Source organism: Mycobacterium sp., assembly GCF_039583785.1.
GTDB lineage: Bacteria > Actinomycetota > Actinomycetes > Mycobacteriales > Mycobacteriaceae > Mycobacterium.
Window position 1 is genome coordinate 1 of sequence record NZ_JAVKSG010000003.1, and the last position, 17,879, is coordinate 17,879.

Here is a 17,879-nt window from a genome sequence, read left to right on the forward strand (position 1 = left end):
CACCATCCCAGCAACGTTAGGTGGACGGGTCCATGTCTGGCCTTGAAGATCTGCTGTCTCAGATTCCCACCAGTGACATCGCCCGCAAGATCGGTGTCGACGAAGCCGAAGTCAATAAGGCGGTGCAACTGCTGGTGCCGGTGCTCGTCGGCGGACTGCACGAGAACGCGCAAGACCCCGAGCGCGCCAGCAGCATCGAGTCCGCGGCCGACAACCACGCCGCGAGCGGTCTGCTCGACGCTGGCGTGAGCCTCGACCTCCTCAACGAGGCCGAGGGCCAGCAGGCCATCGCGAAGATCTTCGGCGGCAATGACGTGACGCAGGTCGCCAACGCGCTGGCCGGTGGCGGCGCGGGCAACAGCGACCTGCTCAAGCAGTTGCTGCCGATCCTGGCGCCGATCGTGCTCGCCTACATCGGTAAGCAGATGGGCCAGAAGAGTGAACCGGCCAAGCAGGAGGCGTCCTCCGGTGGCGCGCTCAACGACGTGCTCGGCAGCATCCTCGGCGGGATGGCCGGCGGCAACAAGTCGCTGGGCACCGTGCTCGGCAACGCGCTGGGCGCCAAGGCGGGCGACATCCTCGGCGGACTGTTCGGCAAGAAGTAGGCCCACCTCGTTGGGCCGCCCGCGATGGGCGGTGTGCGTCGCGTGCGGCGGTGCTTTCTAGACTTGACGCGTGACCACAAGCCCAGAACGCGCCGTTGACTCGCGGGCAGACGACCTGCCCAAGGCGTGGGATCCGGGCGCGGTAGAAAGCGCGATCTATCAGCGTTGGGTGGATGCCGGTTATTTCACCGCGGATCCGAACAGCGGCAATCCGGCGTACTCCATCGTGTTGCCGCCGCCCAACGTCACCGGCAGCCTGCACATGGGCCACGCGCTCGAGCACACGATGATGGATGCCCTGACCCGCCGCAAGCGGATGCAGGGCTACGAGGTGCTGTGGCAGCCGGGCATGGACCACGCCGGTATCGCCACCCAGAGCGTGGTGGAAAAGCAGCTCGCCGTCGACGGCACGACCAAAGAGGACCTCGGCCGGGAATTCTTCGTCGACAAGGTCTGGGACTGGAAGCGGGAGTCCGGCGGCGCCATCAGCGGCCAGATGCGACGCCTCGGTGACGGCGTCGACTGGAGCCGGGATCGCTTCACCATGGACGACGGGCTGTCGCGGGCGGTCCGCACCATCTTCAAGCAACTGTACGACGCCGGCCTGATCTACCAGGCCGAGCGACTGGTCAACTGGTCACCGGTGCTCGAGACGGCCATTTCCGACATCGAGGTCAACTACGAGGACGTCGAGGGCGAGCTGGTGTCGTTCCGCTACGGCTCGATGAACGACGACGAGCCGCACATCGTGGTCGCCACCACCCGGCTCGAGACGATGCTGGGCGACACCGCAATCGCCGTGCATCCCGACGACGACCGTTACCGACACCTGGTCGGCCAGACATTGCCGCACCCGTTCATCGATCGCGACATCGTGATCGTCGCCGACGGGCACGTGGACCCCGAATTCGGCACCGGCGCAGTCAAAGTCACCCCTGCCCACGACCCCAACGACTTCGAGATCGGGCTGCGGCATCAGCTGCCGATGCCCACGATGCTCGACACCAGGGGCCGGATCGCCTACACCGGAACGGAATTCGACGGCCAGGACCGCTTCGAGGCTCGGGTGAAAATCCGCGAGGCGCTGGCCGCGCAGGGGCGCATCGTCGCCGAGAAGCGTCCATACCTGCACAGCGTCGGGCACTCCGAGCGCAGCGGTGAGCCGATCGAGCCCCGGTTGTCGCTGCAGTGGTGGGTCAAAGTCGACCCGTTGGCCAAGGCCGCAGGTGACGCAGTCCGCAACGGCCGCATAGTGATTCACCCGAAGAGTCTCGAGCCGCGCTGGTTCGGCTGGGTTGACGACATGCGCGATTGGTGTATCTCGCGCCAACTGTGGTGGGGCCACCGGATCCCGGTCTGGCACGGGCCGGACGGCCAGAAGGTCTGCGTCGGACCCGACGAGACTCCGCCGCAGGGCTGGGAGCAGGACTCCGACGTGCTCGACACCTGGTTTTCGTCGGCGCTGTGGCCGTTCTCCACCCTGGGCTGGCCCGACCGCACCGTCGAGATCGAAAAGTTCTATCCAACAAGTGTTCTGGTGACCGGCTACGACATCCTGTTCTTCTGGGTGGCGCGAATGGTCATGTTCGGCACCTTCGTCGGCGGCGACGAGGTGATCACGCTCGCCGGGGCGCGGGGCCCGCAGGTGCCGTTCACCGACGTCTTTCTGCACGGCCTGATCCGTGACGAGTTCGGTCGCAAGATGAGCAAATCCAAAGGCAACGTTGTCGACCCCCTGGAGTTGCTGGAGGCGTACGGGGCCGACGCGCTGCGGTTCACGCTGGCCCGTGGTGCGAACCCCGGGGGCGACTTGGCCGTCGGCGAGGATGCCGTGCGGGCCTCGCGCAACTTCGCGACCAAGCTGTTCAACGCCACCCGCTTCGCGCTGATGAACGGCGCCGCACCGGCACCCCTGCCGGGCCTCGGTGAGCTCACCGATGCCGATCGCTGGATTCTCGGTCGGCTCGAAGAGGTTCGGGCCGAGGTGGATTCGGCGTTCGATGCATACGAGTTCGGCCGTGCCTGTGAATCGCTGTATCACTTCGCCTGGGACGAGTTCTGCGACTGGTACCTCGAACTGGCCAAGGTGCAGCTGTCGACCCCCGATGACCCCTCGGTCGTGCACACCACCGCGGTGCTGGCCTTCGTGCTCGACGCGCTGCTCAAGCTGCTGCACCCGGTCATTCCGTTCGTCACCGAGACGCTGTGGAAGACCCTGACCGGCGGCGAGTCCATCGTGATCGCAGCATGGCCGCCGTCGTCGGATATCGCACTGGATACCGCTGCCGTGCAACGGATCACCGACATGCAGAAGCTGGTCACCGAGATCCGCCGGTTCCGCAGCGACCAGGGACTGGCCGATCGGCAGAAAGTGCCCGCGCGGCTGTCGGGCATCGACACCGTGGACCTGAGCACCCAGATCGGTGCCGTCACATCGCTGGCCTGGCTGAGCGGGCCCGCGGCCGAGTTCACCCCGTCGGCGTCGCTGGAGGTCGGAGTCACGGGCGGCATCGTCGTCGTCGAACTCGACACCTCCGGCAGCATCGACGTGGCCGCCGAGCGTCGTCGCCTGGAGAAGGATCTGGCCGCCGCGCAGAAGGAAATAGATTCGACTACAACGAAATTGGGTGACGTCGAGTTCATGGCCAAAGCCCCGGGAGCGGTCGTCGAGAAGCAACGCGAGCGGCAGCGCGCGGCGCGCGAGGAAGCCGAGCGGATCACCGCCAGGTTGGCCGGGCTGCAGTGACTCCCACGCCCGAACCCGACGACGCAGAGCCCGCCGAGGTGGTTCCTACCCCGGATGAGATCGCGGCACTGCTTCAGGTCGAGCATCTGCTCGACCAGCGCTGGCCCGAAACCAAGATCGAGCCCAGCCTGGACCGCATCTCGGCGCTGATGGATGTGCTCGGGTCGCCGCAACGCAGCTACCCGTCGATCCACATCACCGGAACCAACGGCAAAACCTCGGTTGCCCGCATGGTCGATGCGTTGCTGACCGCCCTGCAGCGACGCACCGGGCGCACCACCAGCCCGCACCTGCAGTCGGCGGTCGAGCGCATCGCGGTCGACGGAAAGCCGATCAGCCCGGCGACATACGTGCAGACCTACACCGAACTCGAGCCGTTCATTCAGATGATCGACCAGCAGTCGGAAGCCAACGGCGGCCCGCGCCTGAGCAAGTTCGAGGTGCTCACCGCGATGGCGTTCGCGGCCTTCGCCGATGCGCCGATCGAGGTCGCGGTCGTCGAAGTGGGGTTGGGCGGGCGCTGGGACGCCACCAACGTGGTCGGCGCCCCGGTCGCGGTGATCACCCCGATCAGCATGGACCACGTGGAGTACCTCGGCGACACGATCGCCGGCATCGCCGGCGAGAAGGCCGGCATCATCCACCGGGCCGAAGACGGCGCTCCGGACACCGTCGCGGTGATCGGACGTCAGGTGCCCGAGGCGATGGAAGTGCTGCTGGCGCAGACGGTTCGTGCCGATGCCGCTGTCGCGCGGGAAGATTCGGAGTTCGCGGTGCTAAGCCGCCAGGTCGCGATCGGCGGCCAGCTGCTGGAGTTGCGGGGCCTCGGCGGGGTGTACTCCGATGTGTTCCTGCCCTTGCACGGCGAACATCAGGCGCACAACGCGGCGATCGCGCTGGCCGCTGTCGAGGCGTTCTTCGGGGCCGGTGCCCAACGTCAACTCGATATCGACGCCGTGCGAGCCGGATTCGCCGCGGTCAGTAGCCCCGGCCGGCTGGAGCGGATGCGCAGCAAACCGACGGTGTTCGTCGACGCAGCGCACAACCCGGCGGGTGCGGCCGCGCTGGCGCAGACGCTGGCCGAGGAGTTCGACTTCCGGTTCCTGGTCGGGGTTCTCAGCGTGCTGGGGGACAAGGACGTCGGCGGTATCCTGGCCGCGCTCGAGCCGGTGTTCGATCGAATCGTGGTCACCCACAACGGATCTCCGCGTGCACTCGATGTCGAGGCGCTGGCGCTCAGCGCGCAGCAGTGCTTCGGCCCGGACCGGGTGGACACCGCCGAGAATCTGCGCGATGCCATCGACACCGCCACCGCGCTGGTCGACGAGGCCGACGCCGAGGGTGGGTCGTTCTCCGGAACCGGCATCGTCATCACCGGCTCCGTCGTGACCGCGGGCGCCGCTCGCACGCTGTTCGGTCGTGATCCCGCGTGACGCCCGCCGACGACGATGAAGCCGGCGTAGCCGGGTTCGAGGAGTGGCGTCGTGAGCACACGCCCGCCGAATCGGCCGGGGCGCCAAAGCCCGATCCGTGGAAGAGCTTTCGCGGTGTCACCGCGGGCACGCTGATCCTCGAGGCGATCGTGGTGCTGCTGGCGCTGCCGGTGGTCGGCGCCGTCGGCGGTGGCCTGAGCGCCGGTGCTTTGACATTCCTGCTGGGTTTGGCCGCGGTCCTGATCGTGCTGACAGGGCTGCAGGGCCGGTCGTGGGCCATCTGGGCCGACCTCGGCGTGCAGCTGATTCCGATCGCGGGCTTCGCCGTCTACCCGGGTGTCGGTGTCATCGGACTGGTCTTTGCCGGGGTGTGGGGGCTGATCGTCTACGTGCGTCGGGAGGTTCTGCGTCGGGAGCGGCTGGGCCTGCTCCCCGGTCAGCACGGGCCGCCGGATTGATCGGCTACCCGGATTGATCGGCTACGCTGTGCGCCGTGACGAGCGCCGGTAATGAGCGGACACTCCTGCTGATCAAGCCCGACGGGGTCGAGCGTCGCCTGATCGGCGAGATCCTCGGCCGCGTCGAGCGCAAGGGCCTGAACTTAGCCGCGCTGGAACTGCGGACCGTCAGCCAGGAGCTGGCCAAAAGCCACTACGCCGAGCACGACGGCAAACCGTTCTTCGGCTCTCTGGTGGAGTTCATCACATCATCGCCGCTGGTTGCGGCAATTGTCGAAGGCCCGCGGGCTATCGCCGCGATCCGGCAGCTCGCGGGCGGGACCGACCCGGTCGCCACCGCCCTGCCCGGCACCATCCGCGGCGATTTCGGCCTCGAAACGCAGTACAACTTGGTGCACGGGTCGGATTCGCCGGAATCCGCGGAGCGCGAGATCGCGCTCTGGTTCGACAAGGTTTAGATAACGGGTCGGTGCACTTGGTCCGACCCGGCACATCGGTATGGGATAATGGCGGACGGGTGAACGTCGCCGGACCGGCTCGCCGAACGTCGACAGACGCCCGGATGAAGACTTCGGCACGCGCGACCACCGCGAATCGCGGCGCGGCTGTCCAGCCATCATTCAGACCGGCACCGAGTGTGTTCGACCCGAACTGCTCGGGGCAAGACCATCACAAGCCCGGGAGGAAGTGACCCGGGTACATAGCGAAGCCCTCGCGTGGCCGCGTCGAAAAGACGCGCCCGGGGGCTAGAGGAGACTACGTGACAGACGGTGGCCCAATTTCAGAAGTTCCGGAGAACTCGTCGCAGCATGAGGAGCTGCCAGATCGGCTGAGGGTGCACTCCCTGGCGCGAGTGCTGGGAACCACCAGCAGGCGGGTTCTCGACGCGCTGAATGAGCTCGACGGGCGGATCCGCAGCGCCCACTCCACCGTGGAACGAGTCGATGCGGTCCGCGTTCGCGACCTGCTGGCCGATGCGCCGGCTCCGGTCGGTGCACCCCTCGGCGCGGTCGAGGCGGACCCGACCGGCGAGGCGGAGGAACCCGAGTCGCGGCTGATGCTGGACACCGCACCGGTCGAGCGGCCCGAGTACTTGCCGCTGTTCGTCGCGCCGCAACCGGTGGGGCGGGTCGAGGTCCCCGGCAAATCCGACGAATCCGACGAATCCGGCGAGTCCGATGAGTCCGACGACGATGACGACGACTTCGACGGTGACGGCGATGACGACCAGGGTGATCGCCCGGCCAACCGCCGTCGCCGCCGCGGGCGTCGCGGCCGGGGCCGCGGCCGCGGCGAGCAGAACGGATCCGACAACGGCGACGGAGGCAAATCCGACCAGCCGACCGACTCCGATGACGACTCGGACGACGACTCCGATGACGACACCGACGACCCCGACGCGGGCGACGACGACAACGGCTCGGGCGAGGGCGCCACCAAACGTCGCCGTCGCCGCCGTCGCCGCAAATCCGGCTCCGGTGACGACTCCGAGGACAACTCGTCGCCGGACGACCCGCCGAACACCGTGGTGCACGAGCGGGCACCCCGCGCCAAGAACAAATCCGGCTCCGGCAGCAACGAGATCCAGGGCATCGAGGGCTCGACCCGGCTGGAGGCCAAACGGCAGCGCCGCCGCGACGGCCGCGACGCCGGACGACGCCGCCCACCGGTCCTGACCGAGGCCGAGTTCCTGGCCCGCCGCGAGGCGGTCGACCGGGTGATGGTCGTCCGCGACACGGTCCGCACCGAGCCGCCGCACCCCGGCAGCCGCTACACCCAGATCGCGGTTCTCGAGGACGGCATCGTCGTCGAACACTTCGTCACCTCGGCGGCTTCTGCCTCCTTGGTGGGCAACATCTACCTGGGCATCGTGCAGAACGTGCTGCCGTCGATGGAAGCGGCGTTCGTCGACATCGGCCGCGGCCGCAACGGCGTGCTCTACGCCGGCGAGGTGAACTGGGAGGCCGCTGGCCTGGGCGGGTCCAACCGCAAGATCGAGCAGGCGCTCAAGCCCGGCGACTACGTCGTCGTGCAGGTCAGCAAGGATCCAGTGGGCCACAAGGGCGCCCGGCTGACCACGCAGGTGTCGCTGGCCGGCCGATACCTGGTGTACGTGCCGGGTGCCTCGTCAACCGGGATCAGCCGCAAGCTGCCCGACACCGAACGCCAGCGGCTCAAGGAGATCCTGAAAGAGGTCGTCCCGTCGGACGCGGGTGTGATCATCCGGACCGCTTCCGAGGGAGTCAAATCCGACGACATCCGCGCCGACGTCAACCGGCTGCAGGAGCGGTGGACCGAGATCGCGGAGCGGGCGAAGACGACCAAGGAGAAAGCGGCCGGCGCCGCCGTCGCGCTCTACGAAGAGCCCGACGTCCTGGTCAAGGTCATCCGCGACCTGTTCAACGAAGACTTCGCCAAGCTGATCGTCTCCGGCGAGGACGCCTGGTCCACCATCAACGAGTACGTGAGTTCGGTTGCGCCCGAACTGGTTCCGAAGCTCGACAAGTACCAGCCGGCTGAGTCCTCCGGGGGAGGGACGGCCCCCGACGTGTTCGCGGTGCACCGGATCGACGAGCAACTGGCCAAGGCGATGGACCGCAAGGTGTGGCTGCCGTCCGGCGGCACGTTGGTCATCGATCGGACCGAGGCGATGACGATCGTCGACGTCAACACCGGAAAGTTCACCGGCTCCGGCGGCAACCTCGAGCAGACCGTCACCAAGAACAACCTCGAGGCGGCCGAAGAGACGGTGCGCCAGCTGCGGCTGCGCGACATCGGCGGCATCGTGGTCATCGACTTCATCGACATGGTGCTCGAATCCAACCGCGACCTGGTGTTGCGGCGGCTGACCGAGGCGCTGGGCCGCGACCGCACCCGCCACCAGATCTCCGAAGTGACCTCGCTGGGGCTGGTGCAGCTGACCCGCAAGAAGCTGGGGACCGGGCTCATCGAGGCCTTCTCCACCACGTGTCCGCACTGCAGCGGCCGCGGCATCATGTTGCACGCCGACCCCGTCGACTCGGCGCCGGCGACCGGTCGCAAGTCCTCTGAGTCCGGTGGTCGGCGCGGTCGACGGTCCAAGAAGGGCAAGGTCGAAGAGCAGGTCGTCTCCACCGTGCCCGCGCACGCGCCCGGTGAGCATCCGATGTTCAAGGCGATGGCCGCGGCCAACGGCGGGCACCCAGACGACGACTCCGCGGCCGAGGACGCCGAGCACCTGCCAGGCGAGCGGGACCAGGGCGACGCCGAGGCCGACGAGCAGCTGCAGAAGCAGGCCGCGGGGGAGACGGCGGAAGACGACCTCGACGACGACTTCGACGACGACGATGACACCGACGACGACGAGTCTGACGACGACGACGACCTCGACGACGATGACGACGACCTCGACGAAGACGACGACGACGACGACGAAGACGACGAAGACGACGAAGACGAAGACGACGACGACGAAGACGAAGACGAAGACGACAACTTTGCCGACGAGTCCGAGTCCGGGGACGACGACCAGCGCGCCGCGGCGACATTGGAGCGGCCTCGTCGTCGTCGGGCAGCGGCCCGGCCCGCGGGTCCGCCGACACACTGAAGCTGATGGCCCTGCATGCCGACTGTCCGGCCGGTTTGACCCTGTAGCCGCTGGTCACGTACCCTTGACCAGTTGTCGTCAGGCCCGCTGAGGAGGGTTTTGGCCGACACTCCCAGACCAGCTCGCGCATCGTTGATGGCGCGCGGCCCCGAAGGACCCGAAGAAGAAGAGGTAGACGTAACCATGGCGACCTACGCAATCGTCAAGACCGGCGGTAAGCAGTACAAAGTTGCCGTTGGTGACGTCGTCAAGGTCGAGAAGCTCGACTCCGAGCCTGGCGCCAAGGTGTCGCTGCCGGTCGCGCTGGTCGTCGACGGTGCCACCGTCACCGCCGACGCCGCCGCCCTGTCCAAGGTCGCCGTCACCGGCGAGGTGCTCGAGCACACCAAGGGCCCCAAGATCCGCATCCACAAGTTCAAGAACAAGACCGGCTACCACAAGCGTCAGGGTCACCGTCAGCAGCTGACGGTCCTGAAGGTCACCGGAATCAAGTAGCAGAGGCGACAGACATGGCACACAAAAAGGGCGCTTCCAGCTCACGTAACGGCCGCGACTCCAACGCCCAGCGGCTCGGTGTGAAGCGATTCGGCGGCCAACTGGTCAAGGCCGGCGAGATCCTGGTCCGCCAGCGCGGCACGCACTTCCACCCCGGCGTCAACGTCGGCCGCGGCGGCGACGACACGCTGTTCGCCAAGGCGGCCGGCTCCGTCGAGTTCGGTGTCAAGCGCGGGCGCAAGACGGTCAACATCGTCTCGGCCGCCTCTTCGACCGACTGAGCATCGCGGGCGTGGCTGCACGCCCTGCGAGTTAGAGGAATTCCGATGGCTCCCCGGTTTGTCGACCGCGTCGTCATCCACGCGCGGGCCGGCTCCGGCGGTAACGGCTGCGCCTCGGTGCACCGCGAGAAATTCAAGCCGCTCGGCGGCCCCGACGGCGGCAATGGCGGCCGCGGCGGCAGCATCGTGCTGGTGGTCGACCCGCAGGTGCACACACTGCTCGACTTTCACTTCCACCCGCATGTGGTCGCCGCATCGGGCAAGCAGGGCATGGGCGGTAACCGCGCCGGCGCCGCCGCCCCCGATCTCGAGATCAAGGTTCCCGACGGCACCATCGTGGTCGACGAGGACGGCCGGATGCTCGCCGATCTGGTCGGCGCCGGGACTCGCTTCGAAGCCGCCGCCGGTGGTCGCGGTGGGCTGGGCAACGCCGCGCTGGCGTCGCGGGCCCGCAAGGCGCCCGGGTTCGCTCTGCTGGGCGAGAAGGGCGAAGCCCGCGACTTCACGCTGGAACTCAAGACCGTCGCCGACGTCGGGCTGGTCGGCTTTCCGTCGGCCGGCAAATCCTCGCTGGTGTCGACGATCTCGGCGGCCAAGCCGAAGATCGCCGACTATCCGTTCACCACGCTGGTCCCCAATCTCGGAGTGGTGTCGGCGGGGGAGCGCACCTACACCGTCGCCGACGTGCCGGGCCTGATCCCGGGTGCGTCGCAAGGCCGGGGCCTCGGCCTGGATTTCCTGCGCCACATCGAGCGCTGTGCGGTGCTGGTACACGTGGTGGACTGTGCGACTGCGGAACCCGGCCGCGACCCGATCTCCGACATCGAAGCCCTGGAAGCCGAACTGGCCGCCTACACGCCTACGCTGCAGGGAGATTCGACGCTGGGTGATCTCATGGAACGCCCACGGGCGGTGGTGCTCAACAAGATCGACGTGCCGGAAGCCCGCGAAATGGCCGAGTTCGTCCGCGACGAGATCGCCGAACGGGGCTGGCCGGTGTTCATCGTGTCGACCGTAGCCCGAGATGGTTTGCAGCCGTTGATCTTCGGATTGGCTGACATGGTCGCGGCGTATCAGGCCGCCCAGCCGGTGCTGGTGCCGCGGCGGCCGGTGCTCCGCCCGGTGCCGGTCGACGAGTCCGGCTTCAGCGTGGAATCCGACGGCCAGGGCGGGTTCGTGGTCTGCGGCCGCCGGCCGGAACGCTGGGTCGCCCAGACTAGCTTCGACAACGACGAAGCGGTCGGCTATCTCGGCGACCGGCTGGCCCGCCTCGGCGTCGAGGACGAGCTGATGAAGCTGGGGGCGCGCCCGGGCTGCGCGGTCACGATCGGTGACGTGACGTTCGACTGGGAGCCGCAGACACCCGCCGGCGTCGACACCCTGATGACCCGGCGCGGTACCGACACCCGACTGGACAGCAGCGAGCGCATCGGCGCCGACGAGCGTAAGGCGGCGCGACGTCAACGCCGCGAACATGGCGATGAATAGCCCTGCCCGCGAAGCGGTTCGGACCGCACGCAGCGTCGTCGTCAAGGTCGGCACCACCGCACTGACCACCCCGACCGGCATGTTCGACGCCAGCCGACTGGCCGGGCTCGTCGACGCCATCGAGGCGCGGATGAAGGCCGGCTCCGATGTCGTCATCGTGTCCTCGGGCGCCATCGCCGCGGGCATCGAGCCACTGGGACTGAGCAAGCGGCCCACCGACCTGGCCACCAAGCAGGCCGCGGCCAGCGTCGGCCAGGTCGCACTGGTCAATGCGTGGAGCGCCGCGTTCGCTCGCTACCAGCGCAGCGTCGGTCAGGTGTTGCTCACCGCGCACGACGTCTCGATGCGGGTGCAGCACAACAACGCTCAGCGCACGCTCGACCGGCTGCGGGCACTGCACGCGGTGGCGATCGTCAACGAGAACGACACCGTGGCCACCAACGAGATCCGGTTCGGCGACAACGACCGGCTCTCCGCGCTGGTCGCGCATCTGGTCGGCGCCGACGCGCTGATACTGCTCAGCGACATCGACGGCCTGTACGACTCCGATCCGCGAAAATCCGGCGAAAGTCATTTCATCTCCGAGGTTTCCGGACCCGACGGCCTGGACGGCGTGATCGCCGGCCAGGGCAGCCATCTGGGCACCGGCGGCATGGCGTCCAAGCTGTCCTCGGCACTGCTGGCCGCCGACGCCGGCGTCCCGGTGCTGCTGGCGGCCGCGGCCAACGCCGAGGCCGCGCTGGCGGACGCGTCGGTGGGAACGGTATTCGCCCCGCGGCCCAATCGCATGTCGGCGCGTAGGTTTTGGGTGCGCTACGCCGCGGAATCGGCCGGCTCGCTCGCCCTGGACGACGGTGCGGTGAGTGCCGTTCTGGGCCAACGCCGTTCGCTCCTACCCGCGGGTATCACCGCGCTGGCGGGCCGTTTTCACGGCGGTGACGTCGTCGACCTGAACGGACCCGACGAGGCTTTGGTTGCGCGCGGCGTGGTCGCCTATGACGCCGCGGAACTGGCCACCATGATCGGTCGGTCGACCTCGGACCTGCCCGCCGAGCTACGTCGGCCCGCGGTGCACGCCGACGATCTGGTGGCCGTCTAGCTCTTCGGTATTTTTGCTAGATACAATGCACCCCAAGCAATTTCGGTTAAGCTGGTGGTGAGTTCGGCGTCGTATTCGGGCGGGCTGTTCGGCAGGTTCTGCTGACACGCCCGTTCGACCATCCAGCTGAGCGCGCTGGCCGTGGTGGCCGCGGGAAGCTCGGGGCGAATCGAGCCGTCCGCCTGGCCGTCCTCGATCACCTGCGTGAGCCGGCCGGAGATGCCGGCGAGCAGCTCCCGATAGATCGCCTCGACCGCTGCGTCGTAGCCGGCCATTTCGTTGAGTGCGACCAGCACCGGTTGATGCCGCCGGTAGCTGGCGATGATGCCGGCCATCGCGGCGCGGAGGTCGTCGGGATTATGCCGCCACGCCACGCTCCACCAGAGTTCGGCGCTGTCGGCCAGCTCGCCGAACACCTGGCCGGCCAACCGTCGCAGTAAGTCGCCCTTGTCTTCGAAGTAGATGTAGAAATTGGCCCGCGACATGCCGGCTTCGCCTGACAGCCGGTCCACACTGAGTTCGGTGAAGCTCGCACCGTCGCGCATCAGTCGTTCGGTGGCGTCGAGGAGCCGGCGTTCGATCTGCTCACGTCGTTCCTGGCGGTTGGCCTGTGGCTTACGCGTGACGGACGGCATGCCAGCAGTATGACACCTTGACTAGACACTCTGTCTACTTCTAGTGTCTCCGGTGTTGGAGAAACTGTGACCGGCGTCATCGCCGATGGAGGAGTCGCCCATGACCGCGACGGCTGCCACCCCGCGCCCCTACGATCCCGTCGACCTGTCATCGCGGGCGTTCTGGTCGACCAGTGCGCAGCAGCGTGAGCAGTCGTTCGCGGAATTGCGGGCCGCTCGCCCGGTGAGTTGGCATCCGCCGGTGGAAGACGCGCTGATGTCTGACCCCGACGACCCCGGGTATTGGGCGGTCACCCGCCGCGACGACATCGTCGCGATCAGCCGCGACAACGAGACGTTCCTGTCGGGCAAGGGCGTGCTGTTCGAGAACGTGCCCGCGGAGTTGCTCGAGGCGTCGCAGTCCTTCCTGGCAATGGACCCGCCGCGGCACACCTTTTTGCGCAAACTCGTCAGCGCCGCCTTCACCCCGCGGCAGGTCCGCCGCATCGAGGACTCGATCAAAGCCAACGCCAAGACGGTCGTGGAGGAACTCAAAGCTGCCGGCAGCGGTGCCGATTTCGTCGACCGCTGCGCCAAGGAGCTGCCGATTCGGACACTGTCGGACATGGTCGGAATCCCGGAAGCCGAACGCCAGAAGGTAGCGCACGCGGCCGATGCGATGGTGTCGTGGGCCGACCCGGTCTACCTCAACGGCCGCCCGCCGCTGGAGGTGTTGTTCGAAGCTCAGATGTGCATCCATCAGGTGGCCCTCGGCCTCGCCGCGGAACGCCGCGTCAAGCCCGGAGACGACTTGTTCAGCGGCCTGGTCAACGCCGAGGTGGACGGCGACCGACTGTCCGACGCCGACGTCGCCGCCTTTTTCGTGTTGCTCGCCGTCGCCGGCAACGACACCGCCCGCCAGACCACCAGCCACGCGGTGAAGGCCCTCACCGACTACCCCGACCAGCGGGCCTGGCTGCTGGAGGATTTCGACGACCGCATCGGCGGAGCGGTCGAGGAGTTCATCCGCTTCGCGTCGCCGGTGATGACGTTCCGCCGCACGGCCGCAAAGGATGTCGAGATCGGCGGCCAGGCGATCCAGGCCGGCGAGAAGGTCGTGATGTTCTACTCCTCAGGCAACTTCGACACCGATGTGTTCTCCCATCCGGAGCGTCTCGACCTGAGCCGCAACCCCAACCCGCACGTCGGTTTCGGCGGCGGCGGCGTGCACTTCTGCCTGGGCGCAAACCTGGCCAGGGCCCAGCTGCGCGCCATCTTCGGTGAGCTGCTTCATCAGCTGCCGGATATCCAGGCCGGCGAGCCGGTGTATCTGGCCGGCAACTTCATTCACGGCATCCGCAGCATGGCCTGCACGTTCTAGGAGTCTGCGGCGGACGACAGCTCCTCGGCCAACAATGTCAGCAGTTCCGAGCAGCCGCCGTTGACCTTGACGCTGGCGTGCGCGTCACCGCGGGTGGGCCCGCGATTGATGATGGCGATCGGCATGCCCAGGGCCGCGGCGTGACGTACGAAGCGGTAGCCGGAGAACACCGTCAACGACGAACCGGCGACCAACAACGCGTCGGCATTCTCTATCAGCAAAAAAGCCTGTTGGACAACATTTTTCGCGACGCTTTCGCCGAAATACACGATGTCGGGCTTGAGCATGCCGCCGCACGAGGGGCAGTCGAGGTAGCGGAATGAGGCGGTGTCGTCGACGACGGCGTCGGCGTCCGGCGCCACCGCCAGCCCGCCGACTGCCTCGACCCGCTCGGTGAAGCCCGGGTTCAGCGCGTCCAGCTCGTCTGCGAGCGCCGCCCGGGTCATGGTGTGGCCGCAGTTCAGGCAGACCACGTGCGCATAGGTGCCGTGCAGGTTGATCACGTCGCGGCTGCCGGCTTTGGTGTGCAGCAGGTCGACGTTCTGGGTGATGACACCGCTCACCACACCGTCGCGCTCGAGCGCGGCCAACGCGCGATGCCCGGCGTTGGGTCGGGTGTCGTCCATGTGCCGCCAGCCGATGTGATTGCGGGCCCAGTACCGCTGGCGAAACACCGGGTCGGTGGTGAACTGTCGAATCGTCATCGGATTACTCGGCGGCGAGTCCGGCCCGCGATAGTCGGGAATGCCGGAGTCAGTCGACATCCCCGCTCCGGTTAGCACGGCAATGCGGCGACCGGTCAGGGCAGCGACAAGCTCCGGAGCCTCCGCGCGCACAGCCGTCACCCTTCGAGGGTACGGATCAGGCTCGATGACTTTCTCGACGCTCGGGATCAGATGGTTTCAGTACCCGCTGGCGCGCTGACGCGGGCGTCGTCCGTCCCGCTGTTTTGCGATCACCGAGATTTCAACCGCTTACCTGTATGACCTATGTTGCTGCGAGATCCGAAACCCGACGGCCCGCTGATGGCAATACGGCATTTGCCTGCTTTTTTAGGTGCCTAAGGGGTTAGATATCGCGCCGCTCGGGCTTTGCTCGCACTGCGGTGTAACGCGGGGAGTGGGCTCGTCTTGGGTGCGATTGCCAACGGCGCCGTCTTAGTTTCAGCGCGGAAGGTAGTTCGTCGTGGCCGATCGCAAAGGAGTACCGCCAGTGCTCGATTTTGGCGCACTGCCGCCTGAGATCAACTCGGGCAGACTGTATGCGGGTCCGGGATCGGGTCCGATTATGGCCGCCGCGTCGGCCTGGCAGGCGATGGCCGGCCAACTGGAGTCGGTCGTGCGCGGGTACTCCGCGGTGATCTCAGGCCTGCAGGGCGAATCGTGGTCGGGAAACGCCGCGTCAGCGATGGCCGATGCAGCCGCGCCCTATGTCGAATGGATGGCGACGGCGGCCGAGAAGGCAGAGCAGACGGCTGGTCAGGCACGGGCGGCAGCCGCGGCGTATGAGCTGACGCTGGCCGCGACCGTGCCGCCGGCCCTGGTCGCGGCCAACCGCGCGCAGTACGCGGCGCTGGTGATGGCCAATATCTTCGGCCAGTACACCGCCCACATCGCGGCGGCCGAAACGGCCTACGCCGACATGTGGGCCCAGGATGCGCAGGCGATGTACAGCTACGCCTCGGCGTCGTCCACCGCAACCGAATTGTCGCCGTTCGCCAATCCACCCGAAACTACCACGGCGACAGGGCATTCCGCTCAGGCTGCCGCCGTGACACAGGCCGCCGGCAGTTCTGGCTCGACAACCGCACAGTCGACGTTGTCTCAGTTGCTGGCGTCGGTTCCCAAGCAACTGCAGAGCCTGGCGACCAGTGGGTCGTTGACGGCCGCCACCGATCCGTCGTCATCGATACTCACCGCCTTCGGCAACGCGAACACCCTGACGGGTCCGGCGGACCTGACTGCGGCCTTCAGTCGCACGGCCACCAGCGGCGGAAGCTTCCTCACCCAGGTCTACCGCACCGCTCTGCAGGCCCAGGACCTGCCCGAGATCGCCGAGGAGGGCGAGGCAGCGGCGGGCAAGGCCGCCGGCGGCGCCAAAGCCGCCACCCAGGCCTGGATGGCTGAGGGTATGGAGCGGTCGGTGCTCGCCGGGGTCGGCAAGGCCGAACCGATCGGCGCGCTGTCGGTACCGCAGACGTGGGCTTCGGCGATCCCGGGGGGAAGCACGGCCCGAATGCCGCAGTGGCTGTCGGAGATGGACCTCGCGGCTGTTCCGACGTCGGACGTGACGATGGGGGGCATGTCCGGTTCACCGATGGTCGGAATGACCCAGCAACCGGGCATGTGGTCACGTCCGACGGTCAACAACATCTTGCGTGTCCAGGCGGGCCGCTTCAAGATGCCGCGCCCCGCCGTGGGCGGCTGAACGCTGTTCCGGCTGAATCTGTTCCAGGCCGTCAAGGCCGGTGAGTGCACCTGCCGAGGGGGAGCCGATGTTTGACTTCGGGGCGTTGCCGCCCGAGATCAACTCGGCCAGGATGTATGCCGGCCCGGGTTCGGGTCCGATGTTGGCCGCGGCCGCGGCGTGGGCTGATGTGACCGCTGCGCTCGAGACGTTCGCCGCCGGCTACTCGGCGGTGCTCTCCGAGCTGCCGGGCGCCTGGTCCGGCGCGTCATCGGCTGCGATGGCCGCCGCGAGCGCCCCCTACCTGGCGTGGGTGACCACGACGGGGCAGCAGGTCGAGCAGGCCGCGAACCAGGCCCGAGCGGCGGCGGCCGCCTACGAAGCGGCGTTTGCCGCAACCGTTCCACCCACGGTGGTCGCCGCCAACCGCGCGCTGTTGGCGACGCTGGTGGCGACCAACTTTTTCGGGCAGAACACGCCGGCCATCGCGGCCACCGAAACCGCGTACGCCGCGATGTGGGCACAAGATGCTGCGGCGATGTACAACTACGCCGGCTCGGCCTCGTCGTCGGCGACTCTCCCGCAGTTCGATCAGCCACCGTCGACTACGAACTCGGCGGGACATTCCGCGCAAGGCGCCGCGGTTTCCAAGGTCGTCGGTATTTCTGCCGATCAATCTCAGCCAGCCCTGTCCCAACTGCTGGCAACGATGCCTCAGCAGTTGCAGAGCCTCGCATCGGGCGGAGCCACGAACACTTCGGCAGCCGATGTCTCGCCGTCGTCGATCATCACCGTCTTCAGCGGCATCAATACAATTACCGGGCCGCTGGTTCCGGGGTATGAGTTCACTTACGCAACCTTCCAGGCGGCCCAATTCGTCCAGGGCCTTGCCCAGTCAGGGACGCAGGCGAAATTTCTGCCCGAGCTGGCGGCCCCCTTGGAAGGTGTCGCATCGGCCGTGCGAACGATTGCACCGCAGGGCTTTTCGGGACCGGTACTCGCCGGCGCGGGCCGCGCGGTACCGATCGGAGGGCTGTCCACTCCGCCGAATTGGGCAGCGCCAACGCCGCTGGAAAGCCCCGTCGCGGAACCGATCACAGCCACCGAGACAGGTTTCCGCGCCCTGCCGACGTGGGCCGAGCAACCGCAGCGATTGAATCGGTCCGGATTGCCGATGATGGCACAGATCAACCACGGCGGCGGGCGTTGCGACGACGACACCGCGTTCCGGATCAGACCTCGTCCCTACCGCATTCCGCGCCCCGCACTCGGTGGATAGAAGCCGAA

Annotated in this window: 15 protein-coding genes; 13 read left to right on the top strand and 2 right to left on the bottom strand. The window is 67.5% G+C overall.

Annotated elements, in window-relative coordinates; all coding sequences use genetic code 11:
* The first annotated feature begins 32 nt into the window (after positions 1–32).
* The 10 genes from ABDV69_RS02780 to proB all read left to right on the top strand — a co-directional run bounded on the left by ABDV69_RS02780 (position 33) and on the right by proB (position 12,191).
* Positions 33–605 carry a DUF937 domain-containing protein gene (locus ABDV69_RS02780; RefSeq protein WP_343571819.1) on the top strand — a complete coding sequence of 191 codons (573 nt, stop codon included), beginning with the start codon at positions 33–35 and terminating at the stop codon, positions 603–605.
* Between the two features lie 70 nt (positions 606–675).
* A complete protein-coding gene (locus ABDV69_RS02785) occupies positions 676–3,351 on the top strand; it encodes a valine--tRNA ligase (RefSeq protein WP_343571820.1) in 2,676 nt (891 codons plus the stop codon).
* A complete protein-coding gene (locus ABDV69_RS02790) occupies positions 3,348–4,784 on the top strand; it encodes a folylpolyglutamate synthase/dihydrofolate synthase family protein (RefSeq protein ID WP_343571821.1) in 1,437 nt (478 codons plus the stop codon). The genes ABDV69_RS02785 and ABDV69_RS02790 overlap by 4 nt, the downstream gene beginning before the upstream one ends.
* Positions 4,781–5,242, top strand: coding sequence for a DUF4233 domain-containing protein (locus ABDV69_RS02795; protein ID WP_343571822.1), 462 nt, complete (start codon positions 4,781–4,783; stop codon positions 5,240–5,242). The genes ABDV69_RS02790 and ABDV69_RS02795 overlap by 4 nt, the downstream gene beginning before the upstream one ends.
* Positions 5,243–5,277: 35 nt before the next feature.
* Positions 5,278–5,700, top strand: a complete 423-nt coding sequence (gene ndk / locus ABDV69_RS02800) for a nucleoside-diphosphate kinase (RefSeq protein ID WP_343571823.1) — start codon at positions 5,278–5,280, stop codon at positions 5,698–5,700.
* A gap of 302 nt (positions 5,701–6,002) precedes the next feature.
* Positions 6,003–8,828, top strand: a complete 2,826-nt coding sequence (locus ABDV69_RS02805; protein ID WP_343571824.1) for an Rne/Rng family ribonuclease — start codon at positions 6,003–6,005, stop codon at positions 8,826–8,828.
* A gap of 183 nt (positions 8,829–9,011) precedes the next feature.
* Positions 9,012–9,323, top strand: a complete 312-nt coding sequence (gene rplU, locus ABDV69_RS02810; protein WP_343571936.1) for a 50S ribosomal protein L21 — start codon at positions 9,012–9,014, stop codon at positions 9,321–9,323.
* Between the two features lie 14 nt (positions 9,324–9,337).
* The gene (rpmA, locus tag ABDV69_RS02815; protein WP_343571825.1) at positions 9,338–9,604 is read left to right on the top strand and encodes a 50S ribosomal protein L27; all 267 of its coding nucleotides are present in this window, start codon (positions 9,338–9,340) and stop codon (positions 9,602–9,604) included.
* Between the two features lie 45 nt (positions 9,605–9,649).
* Positions 9,650–11,092, top strand: coding sequence for a GTPase ObgE (gene obgE, locus ABDV69_RS02820; protein ID WP_343571826.1), 1,443 nt, complete (start codon positions 9,650–9,652; stop codon positions 11,090–11,092).
* Positions 11,085–12,191 carry a glutamate 5-kinase gene (gene proB / locus ABDV69_RS02825; RefSeq protein ID WP_343571827.1) on the top strand — a complete coding sequence of 369 codons (1,107 nt, stop codon included), beginning with the start codon at positions 11,085–11,087 and terminating at the stop codon, positions 12,189–12,191. Before obgE ends, proB begins: the two co-directional genes overlap by 8 nt.
* On the opposite strand, the gene ABDV69_RS02830 is transcribed toward proB, so the two are convergent.
* On the bottom strand, positions 12,188–12,826 hold the full coding sequence (locus tag ABDV69_RS02830; RefSeq protein WP_343571828.1) for a TetR/AcrR family transcriptional regulator: 639 nt from the start codon (positions 12,824–12,826) through the stop codon (positions 12,188–12,190). The two genes, proB and ABDV69_RS02830, sit on opposite strands and share 4 nt — an antisense overlap.
* 100 nt (positions 12,827–12,926) lie before the next feature.
* On the opposite strand from ABDV69_RS02830, the gene ABDV69_RS02835 reads away from it, so the two are divergent.
* On the top strand, positions 12,927–14,186 hold the full coding sequence (locus ABDV69_RS02835) for a cytochrome P450 (protein ID WP_343571829.1): 1,260 nt from the start codon (positions 12,927–12,929) through the stop codon (positions 14,184–14,186).
* Here ABDV69_RS02835 and ABDV69_RS02840 read toward each other — a convergent pair.
* Positions 14,183–15,031 carry a Sir2 family NAD-dependent protein deacetylase gene (locus ABDV69_RS02840; RefSeq protein WP_343571830.1) on the bottom strand — a complete coding sequence of 283 codons (849 nt, stop codon included), beginning with the start codon at positions 15,029–15,031 and terminating at the stop codon, positions 14,183–14,185. The genes ABDV69_RS02835 and ABDV69_RS02840 overlap by 4 nt on opposite strands.
* Before the next feature lie 367 nt (positions 15,032–15,398).
* Between ABDV69_RS02840 and ABDV69_RS02845 the strand changes: the two genes are divergently transcribed.
* Both ABDV69_RS02845 and ABDV69_RS02850 read left to right on the top strand, forming a co-directional pair.
* Positions 15,399–16,613, top strand: a complete 1,215-nt coding sequence (locus tag ABDV69_RS02845) for a PPE family protein (RefSeq protein ID WP_343571831.1) — start codon at positions 15,399–15,401, stop codon at positions 16,611–16,613.
* A 67-nt stretch (positions 16,614–16,680) separates the two neighbouring features.
* Positions 16,681–17,871, top strand: coding sequence for a PPE family protein (locus ABDV69_RS02850; RefSeq protein WP_343571832.1), 1,191 nt, complete (start codon positions 16,681–16,683; stop codon positions 17,869–17,871).
* Positions 17,872–17,879: the final 8 nt, after the last annotated feature.

Excerpts from the sequence above, each read along its gene's own strand:
- ABDV69_RS02780 (WP_343571819.1), top strand. The coding sequence starts at position 33 with ATGTCTGGCCTTGAAGATCTGCTGTCTCAGATTCCCACCAGTGACATC.
- rplU (WP_343571936.1), top strand. The coding sequence starts at position 9,012 with ATGGCGACCTACGCAATCGTCAAGACCGGCGGTAAGCAGTACAAAGTT.
- rpmA (WP_343571825.1), top strand. The coding sequence starts at position 9,338 with ATGGCACACAAAAAGGGCGCTTCCAGCTCACGTAACGGCCGCGACTCC.
- obgE (WP_343571826.1), top strand. The coding sequence starts at position 9,650 with ATGGCTCCCCGGTTTGTCGACCGCGTCGTCATCCACGCGCGGGCCGGC.
- proB (WP_343571827.1), top strand. The coding sequence starts at position 11,085 with ATGAATAGCCCTGCCCGCGAAGCGGTTCGGACCGCACGCAGCGTCGTC.
- ABDV69_RS02830 (WP_343571828.1), bottom strand. The coding sequence starts at position 12,826 with ATGCCGTCCGTCACGCGTAAGCCACAGGCCAACCGCCAGGAACGACGT.
- ABDV69_RS02835 (WP_343571829.1), top strand. The coding sequence starts at position 12,927 with ATGACCGCGACGGCTGCCACCCCGCGCCCCTACGATCCCGTCGACCTG.
- ABDV69_RS02850 (WP_343571832.1), top strand. The coding sequence starts at position 16,681 with ATGTTTGACTTCGGGGCGTTGCCGCCCGAGATCAACTCGGCCAGGATG.